The sequence below is a fragment of the Sulfitobacter sp. PR48 genome (genome assembly GCF_028807335.1).
In the GTDB taxonomy this organism is placed as follows: Bacteria; Pseudomonadota; Alphaproteobacteria; order Rhodobacterales; family Rhodobacteraceae; genus Sulfitobacter.
The window spans coordinates 199744-215323 of record NZ_JARAMM010000005.1 but is presented as its reverse complement, the minus strand read 5'-3'; the positions used below and the strand labels follow the sequence as shown (position 1 = coordinate 215323).

General features: G+C 63.3%; 14 protein-coding genes. 9 read left to right on the top strand and 5 right to left on the bottom strand.

Going from position 1 to position 15580, the window contains the following annotated elements; genetic code table 11:
• Nucleotides 1-57: 57 nt before the first annotated feature.
• The 9 genes from PVW51_RS08850 (at nt 58) to PVW51_RS08810 (ending at nt 8000) form a co-directional block, all read left to right on the top strand.
• Entirely contained in the window at nt 58-573 is a 516-nt protein-coding gene (locus PVW51_RS08850) for a 2,4'-dihydroxyacetophenone dioxygenase family protein (RefSeq protein WP_269360504.1), read from the top strand.
• Nucleotides 574-603: 30 nt separating this feature from the next.
• A complete protein-coding gene (locus PVW51_RS08845; protein WP_274574602.1) occupies nt 604-1440 on the top strand; it encodes an SDR family NAD(P)-dependent oxidoreductase in 837 nt (278 codons plus the stop codon).
• 90 nt (nt 1441-1530) lie between these two features.
• Nucleotides 1531-2829, top strand: coding sequence for an ABC transporter substrate-binding protein (locus PVW51_RS08840; RefSeq protein WP_269360506.1), 1299 nt, complete (start codon nt 1531-1533; stop codon nt 2827-2829).
• A gap of 10 nt (nt 2830-2839) precedes the next feature.
• Entirely contained in the window at nt 2840-3568 is a 729-nt protein-coding gene (locus tag PVW51_RS08835; protein ID WP_274574601.1) for an ABC transporter ATP-binding protein, read from the top strand.
• Nucleotides 3565-4299: an ABC transporter ATP-binding protein gene (locus tag PVW51_RS08830; protein WP_274574600.1), complete on the top strand. Its 735-nt coding sequence runs from the start codon at nt 3565-3567 to the stop codon at nt 4297-4299. Before PVW51_RS08835 ends, PVW51_RS08830 begins: the two co-directional genes overlap by 4 nt.
• Nucleotides 4286-5146: a branched-chain amino acid ABC transporter permease gene (locus tag PVW51_RS08825; RefSeq protein WP_269360509.1), complete on the top strand. Its 861-nt coding sequence runs from the start codon at nt 4286-4288 to the stop codon at nt 5144-5146. The genes PVW51_RS08830 and PVW51_RS08825 overlap by 14 nt, the downstream gene beginning before the upstream one ends.
• A gap of 9 nt (nt 5147-5155) precedes the next feature.
• Nucleotides 5156-6157 carry a branched-chain amino acid ABC transporter permease gene (locus PVW51_RS08820; protein ID WP_274574599.1) on the top strand — a complete coding sequence of 334 codons (1002 nt, stop codon included), beginning with the start codon at nt 5156-5158 and terminating at the stop codon, nt 6155-6157.
• Between the two features lie 2 nt (nt 6158-6159).
• Nucleotides 6160-7185 carry a zinc-dependent alcohol dehydrogenase gene (locus PVW51_RS08815; RefSeq protein ID WP_274574598.1) on the top strand — a complete coding sequence of 342 codons (1026 nt, stop codon included), beginning with the start codon at nt 6160-6162 and terminating at the stop codon, nt 7183-7185.
• Nucleotides 7186-7244: 59 nt separating this feature from the next.
• A complete protein-coding gene (locus PVW51_RS08810; RefSeq protein WP_269360514.1) occupies nt 7245-8000 on the top strand; it encodes an alpha/beta hydrolase in 756 nt (251 codons plus the stop codon).
• 82 nt (nt 8001-8082) lie between these two features.
• Here PVW51_RS08810 and PVW51_RS08805 read toward each other — a convergent pair whose 3' ends face one another.
• From PVW51_RS08805 to nirB, 5 genes are read right to left on the bottom strand one after another with little or no spacing between them, the layout of a single operon-like run.
• The gene (locus tag PVW51_RS08805; protein WP_274574597.1) at nt 8083-9183 is read right to left on the bottom strand and encodes an SAM-dependent methyltransferase; all 1101 of its coding nucleotides are present in this window, start codon (nt 9181-9183) and stop codon (nt 8083-8085) included.
• Between the two features lie 10 nt (nt 9184-9193).
• On the bottom strand, nt 9194-10165 hold the full coding sequence (locus PVW51_RS08800; RefSeq protein ID WP_274574596.1) for a glycosyl transferase family protein: 972 nt from the start codon (nt 10163-10165) through the stop codon (nt 9194-9196).
• Nucleotides 10162-12804: a nitrate reductase gene (locus PVW51_RS08795; protein ID WP_274574595.1), complete on the bottom strand. Its 2643-nt coding sequence runs from the start codon at nt 12802-12804 to the stop codon at nt 10162-10164. The genes PVW51_RS08800 and PVW51_RS08795 overlap by 4 nt, the downstream gene beginning before the upstream one ends.
• Nucleotides 12804-13139: a nitrite reductase small subunit NirD gene (nirD, locus tag PVW51_RS08790; RefSeq protein WP_269360520.1), complete on the bottom strand. Its 336-nt coding sequence runs from the start codon at nt 13137-13139 to the stop codon at nt 12804-12806. The genes PVW51_RS08795 and nirD overlap by 1 nt, the downstream gene beginning before the upstream one ends.
• The gene (nirB, locus tag PVW51_RS08785) at nt 13136-15580 is read right to left on the bottom strand and encodes a nitrite reductase large subunit NirB (RefSeq protein ID WP_274574594.1); all 2445 of its coding nucleotides are present in this window, start codon (nt 15578-15580) and stop codon (nt 13136-13138) included. The genes nirD and nirB overlap by 4 nt, the downstream gene beginning before the upstream one ends.

Genomic DNA, 15580 nt, shown 5'->3' with positions numbered 1-15580 from the left:
CGGACTCGACTGTTTTCTGTGTGTCGCTCCTGAAATCGGGGCCATAGGGAGGAAGACATGAACGATCAAAAGCTGATTACAAAACTGCCGGATGAACCCCACGAAGCGATGATCCATCGTTTTGGCAAAGAGGGTGCTTTCATCCCCGGCGATGACGAGAACAACCCCTGGGTGCCTTTCGGTGAGCAAGCTGCGATCAAGCATCTGGCATTCGACGTCCGGCAAAACTCCGCGGCGAACATCCTTTGGGTCAAGGGCGGCGGACGCATTGGAACACACCGTCACCGCGGCGTCGTATCCGCCGTCACGCTTGAGGGCTCCTGGGGCTATCACGAATATGACTGGGTCGCGCGCCCGGGTGATTTCGTCTACGAGCTGCCGGGCACGGCGCATACGCTCTACTCGGACGATCCGAACGGCATGAAGGCACTTTTCTGGCTGAGCGGCGCGATCGAGTTCTTTGACGATCAGGCAAATTTCGAATTCACGGCGGACGTGTTCTGGTTCATCGACCATTATGTCACCTACTGTGAAGCCAACAACATCCCCGTCAACAAAGACATGTTCATCTGATCCGGAACGCGATCAGTGAGGGAGGAATGCATGTCGCTTGAGACGATGTTTGATGTGGCGGGAAAATCCGTCATCGTGACCGGCGCCGCCTTTGGTCTGGGCCGGGCCTATGCCGAGATCATGGCCGAGCGTGGGGCCAATGTGACCTTGTTCGACCTGGACAAGGATCAGTTGGACCGCACTGTCGCCGAGATCCGCGAACTTGCCCCGAGGGGCAGAGTGACCGGTGCCGTGGTCGACGTGACGGACCGCGCGACGCTGAGCGCGGCCTTCGACGACGCGGCCAGGGCGCAATCGGGCATTGATGTCGTCTTTGCCAACGCCGGGGTGGACGCGGGTCCGGGGTTCCTGACCCCGGAGGGCAAGCGCAATCCGGAGGGCCAGATCGACACGCTGGACGACGCCCATTGGGACAAGGTGATCGGGGTCAACCTGACCTCCGTCTACAACACGATGAAACTGGCGGCGCGCCATATGAAGCAGCAGAACCGTGGCGGTGCGATCATCGCAACATCGTCCATCGCGGCATTTTACGTCGACGGGATCGTGGGCACACCCTATATGCCGGCGAAGGCGGGGCTCAGCCATCTGGTCAAGCAGCTGGCGATGGAACTGGGGCGTTACCAGATCCGCGTGAACGCCATCTGTCCGGGGCCCTTCATCACCAACATTGCGGGCGGGCGCATGGCCAATGTCGAGGACCGGCAGGCGTTTATCCGTTGGTCCTGTCTTGGACGCGTCGCGGAGGCGGATGAGATCAAGCCCCTGGCGCTGTATCTTGCGTCCAACGCATCGGCTTATGTCACCGGATCGCAGATGGTGATCGACGGTGGCCTGATCCTGCGACCGGCCCAGGAAATAGAATGAATTTCGGACAGGCGGCCTGCAGCCGCCTGCCGCCACTCGTCACCAACCGGGAAGGAGGAGCCCGGCGTGACGTCATCAAGGAGGATTACCATGACACTCGAAATCAATCCAAAGACCTATATGGACCGGCGTTCGCTGCTCAAGGGGCTGGGGGCAGTGACCGCTGCAACCATCGCACTGCCACATGCGGCACGTGCGCAAGATTCCAAGACGATCAAGATCGGCGTCATCAGCCCGTTGACCGGGCCGTTGTCCCTGTTCGGGGAGACCGACGAATATACGGTGACCAAGATCATGGCCCTGGTTGCCGACGGGATCAGCGTCAACGGCGAGACCTACAATATCGAGATCCTTATACGGGATGCACAATCCAACCCCAACCGGGCGGCGGAACTGGCCGGCGATCTGATCCTCAACGATGAGATCGCGCTGATGCTGCCGGCCTCGACCACCGACATCAACAACCCGACAGCCGATCAATGCGAGCTTTATGGCGTGCCCTGCATCTCGTCGAGCTCTCCCTGGCAGGCCTTTGTGATGCCCCGCGGAGGGGCTGACAGCCCTTTCACCTGGACCTACCATTTCTTCTGGGGTCTCGAAGACGTGCTTGGCACCTTTACCGGCATGTGGCGGTCGATCGAAACCAATGGCAAGGTGGGGATGCTGTTCCCGCGCAATGCCGATGGCGAGACCTGGGGCAACGAAGAATACGGCCTGCCCAATGCCGTGCGCGAAGCCGGCTTCGAGGCATTCGCCCCATCCATGTTCGAACCGCGGACCAACGATTTCTCGGCTCAGATTGCCGAGTTCAAGGCGAACAATTGTGATATCGTCGGCGGCATCACCTATGTGGCGGACCTCAAGACCTTCATCACGCAATGCAGCCAGCAAAATTACAAGCCCAAGGTGGTGACCGTGGCCGCGGCGCTGCTTTTCCCGTCCGGCATCGAAGCCATGGGGGATCTGGGCGAAGGCATGTCATCCGAAGTCTGGTGGACCCCGGCATTCCCCTACAAATCGTCGCTTACCGGTCAAACCAGCAGTGAAATCGCGGAGGTCTGGGAAACGGAGACCGGCAAGCAATGGACCCAGCCGCTGGGGTATTCACATGCCCTGTGGGAGGTCATCCTGGACACGCTCAAGCGCTCCGCCGATCCGCTGGACCGCGACGCCAACCGCGCAGCGCTGGCGGCCACCAATCTGGACACCCTCGTCGGCAACATCAACTTCACCGAAGGTCCGCACCCGAACATCTGCAAGACGCCGATCTTTGGCGGCCAGTGGGTCAAAGGTGAAAAGTGGCCCTTCGATCTGGAGATCGTGGACAATACGCTTTATCCCGACGTGCTGGACCCGGATACTGTGATGAAACCTCTCGACTGGTCCTGAGGGGGATCACATGACTGATCAGATGCTCTTGTCAGCGCGCGGTCTGACCAAGCGTTTCGGCGCTGTCACCGTGGTGGACGACGTGACCTTTGACGTGCCAAGCGGGACGGTGCTTGGCATCCTTGGTCCCAATGGTGCAGGCAAGACGACGCTGTTCAATCTGATCAGTGGTGATCTTGCTGCGAATGCGGGGGAGCTGTCTCTGGACGGCTCCCAGCTTTCCGCCGAACCGCCCTACGAACGGTGCAAACGCGGGATTGGCCGCACCTATCAGGTGCCCCAGCCTTTCGGCAATATGACGGCCTTCGAGAACCTTATGGTTCCCGCGATGCTGAGTGCCCGGATGAGCGAGGCGGAGGCAAGCGCACATGCCGCCGAGGTCTTGCGTGATTGCGGGTTGCTTGCGCAGGCCAACAAGCTTGCGGGGGGTCTGACACTGCTGGACCGCAAACGCCTTGAACTGGCGCGCGCGCTTGCGGGCAAGCCAAAGCTTTTGTTGCTGGACGAAATTGCCGGCGGCCTGACGGAGGCGGAGGGTGCTGCGCTTGTGACCCTTGTCCGGCGGGTGCGCGACCAGGGCGTTACCATCATCTGGATTGAACATGTGCTGCACGCGCTCATGGCGGTCGCGGATCAGGTTCTGGTGTTGAACTTTGGCAGGAAGATCGCCGAGGGCAGCCCGGATACGGTGATGCAGGATGCCGAGGTGCAGCGCGTTTACATGGGGATCGAAGCATGACCGGCACAGCCATTCTTTCGACGCATGGCCTGGTCGGCGGATACGGCGACTTTCAGGCCCTGTTCGGGATCGACCTGCATCTGCTGCAGGGGGAGGTCATAGCGCTGATCGGCGCAAATGGCGCGGGCAAATCCACATTTCTCAAATCGGTCTTCGGGCTTTTGCCGGTTGGCCGCGACATGGTTCGCTACGAGGGGGTGCCCGTTGGCGGCACGCCGGCGCACAAGATGGTCGGGCGCGGTCTGGCCATGGTGCCGGAAGGCCGCAGACTGTTTGCCGGCATGACCGTCGAAGAGAACATGCGTGTCGCCATCGACCACGCGCGCCTTCCCGAAAGCGAGGGGCAATGGACCCGGGACCGCTTGTTCGAGCTGTTTCCCATCCTGCGCGAGAAACGCGACCAGCCAATCGAGGACCTGTCGGGCGGTCAGCAGCAGATGGTCGCCATTTCGCGCGCACTGCTCTGCCAACCCAGGGTGCTTTTGTGCGATGAGCTGAGCCTTGGTCTGGCACCCAGGGTGATCCGGGAAATCTATGCGGTCTTGCCGGAAATCATCTCGGGGGGCACATCCATCGTTCTTGTGGAGCAGGACGTGACGCTGGCGCGAGAGGCGTCAAACCGCCTGTATTGCATGCTGGAAGGACGGATCACGCTGACCGGCGATTCTAACGAAATCACCCGCGATGAGATCGCCGCGGCCTACTTCGGAGCGTCCAATGCAGTGGCTTGATGCAATTGTCCAGGGGGTGCTTCTGGGGGGCATGTACGCCCAATATGCGCTTGGCATGGCGTTGATGTTCGGTGTGATGCGGATCGTGAACATCGCCCATGGTGATGTGATGATCCTGCTGTCGCTCATCGCGGTGTCATTGGCCGGGGTGCTTCCGTTCGGCAACATCGGTCTGGTCCTCGTGATCGTGCCAATCGCCGTGGCCATCGGCTGGATCTTGCAAAAGGTTATCCTGAACCGGGTGGTCGGGGCCGATCCGCTGCCGTCACTGATCGCGACCTTCGGCCTGTCGATCGCGCTGCAGAACCTGATGCTGGAAATCTGGTCCGCCGATACGCGCAGTTTGCCGAATTCCGATATCGCCAGCGCAAGTTTCCAGATTGGTCCGATTTACCTGGGTCTGCTGCCGGTGATCGTTCTGGTCTGTGCATTTGTCATTGCCGGCGGCCTGGATGCCGTGCTGCGTTACACAAGGTTCGGGCGCGGCCTGCGGGCGGCGGCCGCCGATACCGAAGCGGCGGCAATGACCGGCGTCGATCCCAAACGTATCTATGCGACGGCAACGGCGATTGCCGTGGGCATCCTGGGCCTTGCGGCGATCTTTGCAGCGCTCCGGGCGACGGTGTCCCCGTCTGACGGGCCGGCGCAGCTGATCTATGCCTTCGAGGCGGTCATCATCGGGGGCATGGGCTCAATCTGGGGCGCGTTCCTTGGGGCAATGGTGCTGGGGATCGCGCAGGCCGTTGGTTTGCGGGTCGATCCAGGGCTTGGAATTCTCTTCGGCCATCTTGTGTTCCTTCTGGTGCTCGCAACGCGCCCCGAAGGCATCATGGCGCGTAAGAAGTAGGGGCGGAAAATGAACACGATCAAACAGATGCGCGTCCAGCGCGCGACCACCTCCAGCCGGATTGCCATGACCATCGGCCTCTTCCTGCTTCTGGCGCTGGTGGCCATGCCCTGGTGGGCGACATCGGGCAACATCCGCTGGGCGATCGAGCTGTGCTGCTATATCGCCATCGCCCAGATGTGGAACCTTCTTGCCGGATACGCCGGGCTTGTTTCGGTCGGGCAACAGGCCTTTATCGGTGTGGCAGGCTACATGCTGTTTGTTCTGGCACAGAACTTTGGCGTCAACCCGTTTGTCGCGGTGATCCTGTCCCTGATCGCACCTGCGGTTCTGGCGGTGCCGACCTATTTCCTGCTCAGGCGTCTGGACGGTCCCTATTTCGCCATCGGCACCTGGGTTGTCGCAGAGGCCGTGCGATTGGCGACCTCAAACATCGACTATGTGAATGCGGGGGCCGGCATGACCCTGCGCGTCATGACGCAATACAGCCAGCACGAACGCGAGGTCGCCTTTGTGATCTTATGTGCAATCCTGCTGATCGTGACCATCGGGGGCAGCTACTGGCTGCTCAGGTCGCGACACGGTCTGGCGCTGACCGCGATGCGGGACAATCCCGTTGCCGCTGCCAGCCAGGGCGTCAATGTCGGCAAGCTGCGGCTCTATATATTTGTCGCCGCAGCCGTGGGAACGGGGTTCGCGGGGGCGATCTATTACATGGCGCAGTTGCGGATCACCCCCTCTGCCGGTTTCGATCCGTTCTGGGCCTCGATGGCGATCTTCATCGTGATGGTCGGCGGGATCGGTTCCATCGAAGGGGCCCTCATCGGCGCGCTGATCTATTTCTTCGCGGATCGGTTGTTCGGTGAGTTCGGCTCTGCCTACCTGATCGTGCTCGGCATCCTCACCCTCATCATCGCGCTCTATGCCCGGGGTGGCGTCTGGGGGCTGCTGCAGAAACTCGGGGATCATCCCTGGTTCCCGGTGCGTCGCAAACTGATCCTGGAGGAGTGATCATGAAAGCCGCTATCTTCGACGCCCTGGGCAAACCGCTCCGGATCGGCGACGTGAAACTGCCCGAGGCCGGGCGGGGACAGGTGCTGCTCAAAGTGTGCCGCTGTGGCATCTGCGGCTCCGACCTGCACATGACCGAAGACCCGACTTTCGGGCTGGAAGGCGGCGAGGTGATCGGCCACGAGTTCTCCGGCGAAGTGATCGACGTGGGCTCTGGCGTCACGGGCCTCAAACCCGGCGATCACGTTTCGGCTGCTCCCCTGCGGGGCTGCGGCACCTGTGCGTCCTGCAAACGGGGCGAGCCTGCGTGGTGCGCGAACTTCGATCTGATCGGCGGCGGGTTTGCCGAGTTTGCGGCGCTCGACGCGGTGCAATGCCGAAAGCTCCCCTGGGGCATTTCCGCCATCGACGGCGCGCTCGCGGAACCGCTGAGCGTGGCGCTTCACGGCATCCGGCGTGCGCGTATGCAACCGGGTGCCCGGGTGCTTATCGTCGGCGCCGGTGCCATCGGGCTTGCCGTCGCCTTCTGGGCGCGACGCATGGGGGCGGCGCATGTCGTGGTTGCTGACCTTCATGACCATCAACGCGACCGCGCCATGGAACTGGGCGCCACGGATTTCATCCTGTCCGGCAAAGACATGGCCCGACGCCTGGCCGAAAGCTGCGGCGGGAGCGCGCCGGAGATCGTCTTTGAATGCGTTGGCAAACCGGGGCTGATTGACCATTGTGTCGACCTTGTCGCGCCGCGCGGCAAGGTGCTTGTCCTCGGGCTTTGCACCGCGCCCGATCACATGAACAGCTTTCGCGCAATCTCCAAGGAGGTCGACATCGTAATGTCGGTGTTCTTCACGATGCCGGAGTTCGAAATGGCCATCCGCGCCCTGGACGGCGGCACCCAGACGCCGCACCATCTGATTTCCGACCATGTGAGTCTGCTTTCGATGCCAGCGGCTTTTGAGGCATTGAGAAGCCGCACAACCCAATGCAAGGTACTTGTCGATCCAAGTGGCTTTGTGGCGCAAAACTGATCAAGGCTGGGCATTGCCCCCGCACCGGAGGATCGGCAGATCATGGAGGAGAAAATGACATGGTAGATGTTCTTGAAGGAGCCGAAGCATTCGAGTTCGAGGGAAACGACATCGGCGTGCTTGTAATTCATGGCTTTACCGGCAGCACCCAAAGCATGCGTTACCTTGGCGAGCAATTGCACAAGAAATTCGGCTTTACCGTGGTGGGTCCGCGTCTGCCCGGTCATGGCACATCGGTTGCCGATATGGCGACGACCGGTGCCACCGATTGGGTCGGAGAGGCAGAGCGGGCGCTGAAGGCGCTTGCCGCGCGCAAGTCTAAGGTCTTTGTGACGGGTCTTTCCATGGGTGGCACGATTACTCTCAACCTGGCATGGCGGCACAAGGAGATTGTCCAGGGCATCGCGCCGATTGCCGGTGCGGTCGGCATCCTCAACGACCCGATGTCAGGTGCCATGTTCCTTGACCCGATGCCGGAGCTGTTGCCAGGCGTGGGATCGGACATCAAGGCGCCGGATGTCAAAGAGCTGGCCTATACCGAAGTACCGACCGTCTGCCTTGGGGAACTTACCAAGCTGATCATGGCGACCGGCACCATGCTGCGGGAAATCACCTGTCCGACGCTGGTGATCCAGGGCCGCGAAGATCATGTGGTTCCGGCCGCGAATGCGAATTTGATCGTCAACGGCGTATCGTCGGATGAGGTGCGTCTGCTTTGGCTGAATGAATCATATCACGTCGCCACGCTCGACAACGACAAGGATTTGATCGTGGATTCCGTGGGTGCCTTCTTTGAATATCTGGCCGGTAAATAGCAGGGTTTTGCGGTGCCGTCTCGCAACCGCTGAAAGCCCGGGCGCTGCGCCGGAAAGGCGCTTTTGTCATTCTGACTTCAGGTCAAACGCCAATGTTCTGCCCGGCAGCGATTGCCGAGCGAAAGGCAGGTTGCGGGTCTCTTCCCCCGCTCAGCTGCTGACCTGAGGCGGCGGCAAGGGCGCTTGCCGCCGTGACACCGGGAACAATCTCGACGCGGATATTGGCGGCGGTGGCGGCGTCCAATGTTTCTTTGGCATGACCGGAAATGCCCGCGTCGCCGGATTCCAGGCGGACGACGCGGCGGCCCTTGGCGGCTTCGGCCAGGATCAATCTGCTGATGCGTTCCCCTGGCCAGATATGCGTGCCAGGGACATTCCCCACAAAAACACGCTCTGCATCCCGGCGGGCGAGTTCCAGCACATCAGGATCGACACGCCCGTCGTAGAAGATCACATCGGCCTCTTGCAGACGCTCGACAGCACGGAGGGTCAGCAGATCGCGCGCACCGGGGCCAGCGCCCACAAATGCAATCTGACCCTGCCGGTCAGGCACCTCTTTTGTTGCAATTGTGCGTTTCAGCAGATCGGCGGCGGCGCGTTCCTGTCCGGTCTTGTGCAACTGCCAGGGGGCATCGGCAAATGCCCATCGCCAGAATGCCCGACGGTCCGGTTTTGGGATATGTGCCGCAACCGCGCCGCGCAGCCGCCCGGCAAGGGCTGCAAAGCTGCCAAGCCGGGGGTCCAGCATCTGCTCGACCTCTGTCTTGATCCGGCGGGCAAGCACCGGGGCGGTTCCTTCGGTGCCAATGGCCACGACCACCGGATCGCGGTCCACCAGTGACGGCGTGGTCATGTCGCAAAGCGACGGCTGGTCCACCACATTGACCTGCGCCCCCGCTGCTTTTGCGAGCGCATGCAGCGCCGCATCGAGGCCGGGGCAACCGCTCGCGATAAAGACAAGCGCCGCATCGGCAAAATGTTCCGGTGTGAAGGGCCCGGCATCCTGTGTCGCACGCCCTGTCGCCACCAGATCCGCCAGTTCAACGTCAAGGACCGGTGCCAGCAGCACCAGCTTTGCATCGGTCTTGAGCATCAGGCGCGCCTTTTGCGCGGCCTGCTCCCCACCGCCCGCAATCACAACGCGGCGGTTTGTGGTGCGGATGAACATGGGAAAGCTGTGCATGATGGTCCCCTCAGGCGGCTTTGGCGTCGTGGCGGCGCAGCCACAGGTCCCGTGCCAGCCGGGCCGGGTCGGCAATGCCGCAGGCCTCCAGCGCAAGGGCTGCGGTGCTGATGATGATGGCCATGGCGAACGGGTCCTGGATGCGGCCCTGCCAGACATCGGCCAATGTGCTGTCGGTTTCGGACAGGCGCTGGTGGCCGCTCAGCACCGTGCCGGTCTGCCCTTCCCAGATGGCGCCGTCCTGCAATCCGTGCAGGGTGATGTCCTTGGTCGGGTGATGTTCGAACTCGCCGCCACCACCCTTGAGCACGCGCAGGCCGGGCTGGTTCAGCAGCAGCGCCGCATCGCGCTGCAATTCGCGGTAGGAGGGATGAAAGACCCCCTGCAAGGCAATTGGCGCGTTGGCCGGGTTCAACATGCGCAGCACGGTGTTGATGCAGGACCGCAGGCCCAGAACATCACGCAGGCGCAACAGGTTCAGCAGAGCAGGGCAAAGCGCTTCCAGCGGGACATAGGCAATACCGGTTTGCGCCAGTGTTCCGGGGGCGTCGGCCCATGGCACTTGCGGGATACCAACATCGGCGAGCGCGGCACGTACGCTTGCCCCCGTCGCCTGATGTGAATTCCAGCCGTGCATCAGCACCGGATAGCCCGCCTGGGCCACCAATTTCGCTGCGGCCAGAAACCACGGCTGCCCACGGGTGCGCCCGGCGGCATAAGACGGCCAGTCAACAGCGGGGGCGGGCCCTGTCCAGAGCGCAAGTGCGGCCCGCGCCCCGTCGGTCAGCCCGGCGATTTCTTCGGCGACCTCGCCCTTCATCCGCATCAGCATCAGCATCGCGCCGATGGCTTCGGGGGCGGCATCCCCCGACAGGATCACCGACATTGCCGCCCGCGCCTCGGGCATCGTCAGCGACCGCGCGCGGCCCTGTCCGCGACCAAGGATGGCAACATAGGGTGCCAGTGCGGTGGGTTCGGTCATTCTGCGGCCTCCACCTGTCTGGCACCGGCCAGCAGAGCGGCGATTTCCGGGCGGCAGGAGCCGCAGGTCATCCCCGCGCCGGTACATTCGCCCACCTGCGCGACGGTTGTTGCCTGTCCGCTTGCGATGGCGGCACCGATGGTGTTCAACCCGACACCCAGACAGGCACAGACCACGGGGCCGGGGTCCGGCATATCGGCACCGGGGCGTCCCGACAGCGGAGTTCCGGCAACCTGCCCCAGCTGCGCGGCCAGAAAGTCGCGCGACAGTGTCACTGGCTTGGGCGAAACGAACAATGCGGCCAGCAGGCGGTTGTCGGGGTCCAGAAAGGCCAGGCGCGCGGTGCCGGTCGCGGGGTCCGCGACGGATTGACAGCGGGCATGGGGCAGGGCGAACAGGCGGCGCGCCTCGGCCTCCCAGTCCTGCGTTGCGATGTCGCCCGCCAGTTCCGCCCGCCAGCCGCCGGTCACGCGGCTGCGCGCCCAATAGCTGCAGTCGGGGGTCAGGGCGCCGGTGCTGACCGCAAAGCCGAACCAGGCGGCATCATGGGGGGCAAGCGCCACCACGGCAGCCTTGCTTTCGGGCTGGCCCGACAACGGGTCCACGACGCCGGGGACCAGCGCGTCGATGCGCCCGGTGGGGGCGGTTTCGCCGGTCCAGTGCATCGGGGCAAAGACCTGCCCACGCTGCACCCGGTCTGTAATGAGCGCCCGCAAGATGCAGCGGCCTGTCGGGCTGGTGGCTGCGACCAGTGAAGCAGGCGCGATGCCAAGCGCCCGAGCGTCCAGCGGATGAATTTCCAGGAAGGGCTCGCCCAGGTGCTGGTTCAGGCGCGGAGCTTTGGCAGTGCGGGTCATCGTGTGCCATTGGTCGCGGATGCGGCCGGTGTTCAGCACGAAAGGGTAGCGCGGGCCGGTACGGGCCATGGGCGCACGGGCGGTCACGGGAATCATCCGGGCGCGGCCCTGCGGAGTAAAGAACCGGCCATCGGCAAAGAACCGTTCGGTGCTGCCCTGCTTGGTCACGGGCCAGCGCGTGGGTGCCAGATCGGCATAGCCGTCGGCCCCCAGCCCGGTCAGCCCGGATATGTCAAAATCGCGCCCCGCCGTGGCGGCGGCCAGACCCGACAGTCTGGCATGTTCGTCAAAGATCTGGGCCGGGGTGGTAAAGTCAAACGCCTCGGGCCAGCCCATGCGACGGCCCACGTCGCAGATGATGGCCCAATCGGGCCGGGCCGCGCCGGGGGCGGGCAGCACAGCGCGCTGGCGGCTGATCGTGCGGTCGGAATTGGTGACGGTGCCGTCTTTCTCCCCCCAGCCGGTTGCCGGCAACAGCACATGGGCTAGCCGCGCCGTATCGGTCCGGGCTGTCACATCGCTGACCACGACGAAATCGCAGCCCGCAATCGCCTCGCGCACCGCATCGGCATCCGGCATGGAGACGGCGGGGTTGGTGCACATGATCCACAGCGCCTTGATCCGGCCGGCCCGTACCTGCCTGAAGAGGTCAACCGCCTTCAGCCCTGCGCCCTCGGCCATGGCAGGGGCTTTCCAGAACTCGCCAACCAGCGCGCGGTGACCCGCGTCTTCGAGGTCAAGGTGACAGGCCAGCGCATTGGACAGGCCACCGACCTCGCGACCGCCCATGGCATTGGGCTGGCCAGTGACGGAGAACGGCCCCATCCCCGGTTTGCCAATACGGCCTGTGGCAAGGTGGCAGTTGATGATCGCATTGACCTTGTCAGTGCCGGAGGAGGATTGGTTCACACCCTGGCTGAACACGGTCACGACCTTCTCGGTGCGCAGCCACATCGCGCAGAAGGCAGCCAGTTGCTCTGCGGGCAGGTCGGTCACCTCCGCGCGCTGTGCCTGTGCCGCCTGCAAGGTCTCTTCAAAGCCGTCGACATGGTTCAGATAGGTCGGGTCCAGCGCGCCGCCTTCATGGATCGCGGCCAGCAGACGGTTGAACAGGGCAACGTCACTGCCCGGCGCAAGGGCCAGATGCAGGTCCGCCAGATCGCAGGTGGCGGTGCGGCGTGGGTCGACCACCACGACCTTCATCGTGGGGCGCGCGGCCTTGGCCGCCGCAAGGCGCTGGTAAAGGACCGGATGGCACCAGGCCAGGTTGCTGCCCACAAGCACCACCAGATCGGCCAGCTCAAGGTCCTCATATGTGCCGGGCACGGTATCTGTGCCAAAGGCGCGTTTTTGCCCCGCCACGGTCGAGGCCATGCAGAGACGGGAATTGGTGTCGATATTGGCCGAGCCGATGAAGCCTTTCATCAGCTTGTTGGCGACATAATAATCCTCGGTCAACAACTGCCCCGAGACATAGAAGGCGACCGAATCCGGGCCATGCTCCGCGATGCTGCACGAAAACCGGTCCGCGACCAGTGTAAGGGCGCTGTCCCAATCGGTATCTGCGCCAAAGGCGCGCGGTGACAGCAGCCGGTCGTCCAGCGACAGGGTATCCCCCAGCGCCGTGCCTTTGGAACACAGCCGTCCGAAGTTGGCCGGATGCTCCGGATCGCCGCGCACCGACAGGCCGCCCTTGCCATCGGGCCGCACCAGAACGCCACATCCGACGCCGCAATAGGCGCAGGTGGTGCGCAGCTCTTCGCGATGCGCCGATCCGTCCATCAGGCCACCCGCTCGCGGCGCAGCTGCGTGGTATCCAGCAGGATGCGCCCACCGTCGATCCGCGTGGCATAGGTATTGACCGCACCGCTGTCGGCGCCCTGCGCCAGCCCGGTGTCCAGCCGCAGCACCATGTTGTGCAGCGGGCAGGTGACGGATCTGCCATGCACGATACCTTCGCTCAGCGGTCCGCCCTTGTGCGGGCAGGCGTCGTCGATGGCAAAGACTTCGTTCTCGGCGGTGCGAAAGATGGCAATGCAGCCGATGTGGGTCTTGATGATGCGCGCACCCCGTTCGGGGATGTCTTCCAGTGCGCCGATATCTGTCCAGTCGGTCATTCCGCAGCCTCCAGGGTAAGATCGGCCAGCGGCGCATAGAGCGCGCGATAGGCCGGTTTGGTACGTTCCGCCCAGGGGTCCTGCTGCATGAACTTTTGCGCGTAGTAAAAACGGTCGGCCAGTGCGCGGCGGCTGTCGGCATCGGTCACGACCCGTTCGACGATGTGATCCAGTCCGACGTTGTCCATCCACTTGTACATCCGTTCCAGATAGGCGGCCTCTTCACGGTAGAGCTGTACCACCGCGGCGGTGTATTCCAGAACCTCGTCCTCGGTCCTAACGGTGCACATCACCTCGGTGCCCTGAATGTGCAGCCCCGCAGCGCCGCCGATGTGCAGCACATAGCCGCTGTCGACACAGATCACGCCCACGTCCTTGCAGGTGCTTTCGGCGCAGTTGCGCGGGCAGCCCGACACCGCCATCTTGACCTTGGCCGGTGTCCACGACCCCCACAGCGCCTTTTCCATGCGGATGCCAAGGCCGGTGCTGTCCTGTGTGCCAAAGCGGCAATGATCGCTGCCGACGCAGGTTTTCACCGTGCGCAAGCCTTTGGCGTAGGCCTGACCGCTGACCATGCCTGCGGCATTCAGATCGGCCCAGATGTCGGGCAGGTCCTGTTTCTTGACGCCCAGCAGGTCGATGCGCTGGCCGCCTGTCACCTTGACGGTCTGCACCGCGTATTTATCCGCCGCATCCGCAATCGCGCGCAGCTCGTCCGGGGTGGTGATGCCTCCCCACATGCGCGGCACGACGGAATAGGTGCCGTCCTTTTGAATGTTCGAATGCATCCGCTCGTTCACGAAACGGCTTTGATCGTCGTCCTGATATTCGCCGGGCCAGTCGCACAGCAGGTAATAGTTCAGCGCCGGACGGCAGGAGGCGCAGCCGCAGGAGGTGGTCCAGCCGCATTCCTGCATGACGGCGGCCATGGACTTCAGCGCGCGTGACTTGATCAGGCGACGCACGTCCATATGGGTCAGCGGCGTGCAGGGGCACATCGGCTTGACGGTCTGCGCCTCGAACCCGTCCCCAAGTGTCAGTGCCATGACCTGTTCGACCAGCCCGGTGCATGTCCCGCAGGAGGCGCTGGCCTTGGTCTGGGCGCGCACATCGGACAGCGTGGTGGCGCCGCCGTTAATTGCGTCGACAATGGTGGATTTGCAAATGCCGTTGCAGCCGCAGATTTCTGCGTCACCCGGTAAGGCTGCAACGGCTGCCAAAGGGTCCGAGGGGGCACCCCCCTGAAACGCTGGTCCGAATATCAAGGTGTCGCGCATGTCGGACACGTCGCTGTGGTCCTTGATCAGCCCGTGAAACCAGGCGCCGTCACCGGTGTCGCCATACATGACCGCACCGATCAGCCGGGATCCTTCCAGCACCAGCCGTTTGTAGACGCCGCGCGCGGGGTCGCGGAAAACGATGTCTTCGCGGCCCTCGCCTTCGGCAAAATCGCCCGCGCTGAACAGGTCGCAGCCGGTGACTTTCAGCTTGGTTGCCACCTCCTTCGGGGTGAAGGCCGCTGGCCTGCCGCCCAGGGTTTCGGCGGCGACCTTGGCCTGATCGTAAAGCGGGGCAACAAGGCCGAAGACCGCGCCCTGATGTTCCACACATTCGCCCAGGGCCAGGATATTGGCGTCGGAGGTGACCATGGCATCGTCCACATGGATGCCGCGCCCGACCGCAAGTCCCGCTTCCTGCGCAAGCGCCACGTTCGGACGGATGCCCACCGCCATGACCAGCAGGTCACAGGGCAATTCGGTGCCGTCGTCCAGCCGCAACCCGCTGACGCGCCCGTCGGTGCCAAGGATTTCCTGAGAATTGGCCGAGGTCAGGACATTGATGCCTTTCTCCTCCAGCGACTTTTTCAGCAGATAGCCTGCGGCCTCGTCCAGCTGGCGTTCCATCAGGTGACCCATGACGTGAATAACCGTCACATCGACGCCCTGCGCCTTCATGCCTGCGGCGGCTTCCAGCCCCAGCAGGCCGCCGCCGATGACGATGGCCCGCGCGCCGGGTCTGGCACCCAGGGCCATCATCGTTTCGGTGTCGTCCAGATCGCGGTAGGGGATGACACCCTCCAGGTCATGGCCGGGCAGGGGGATCATGAAGGGGTTCGATCCGGTGGCGATGACGACGCGGTCATAGGGCACCGCGCCGTTCTCACCGACAACGACCTGCGCCTCGCGGTCGATCCGCAGCACCCTTTCGCCAAAACGGCAGGTGACACCGTGGCTTTCGTACCAATCGGCATCATGGGTGACGATCTCCGCATAGGTCTTGTCCCCCGCCAGCACGGGCGAGAGCATCAGCCGGTTGTAGTTGCCGCGCGGCTCGGCATTGAACAGGGTGACGTTCCACACGCCGGGCTGGGTTTCAAACAGATGCTCCAGCATCCGGCCCGAGGCCATTCCGGCACCGATAACAATCAGATTTCTGGTCAT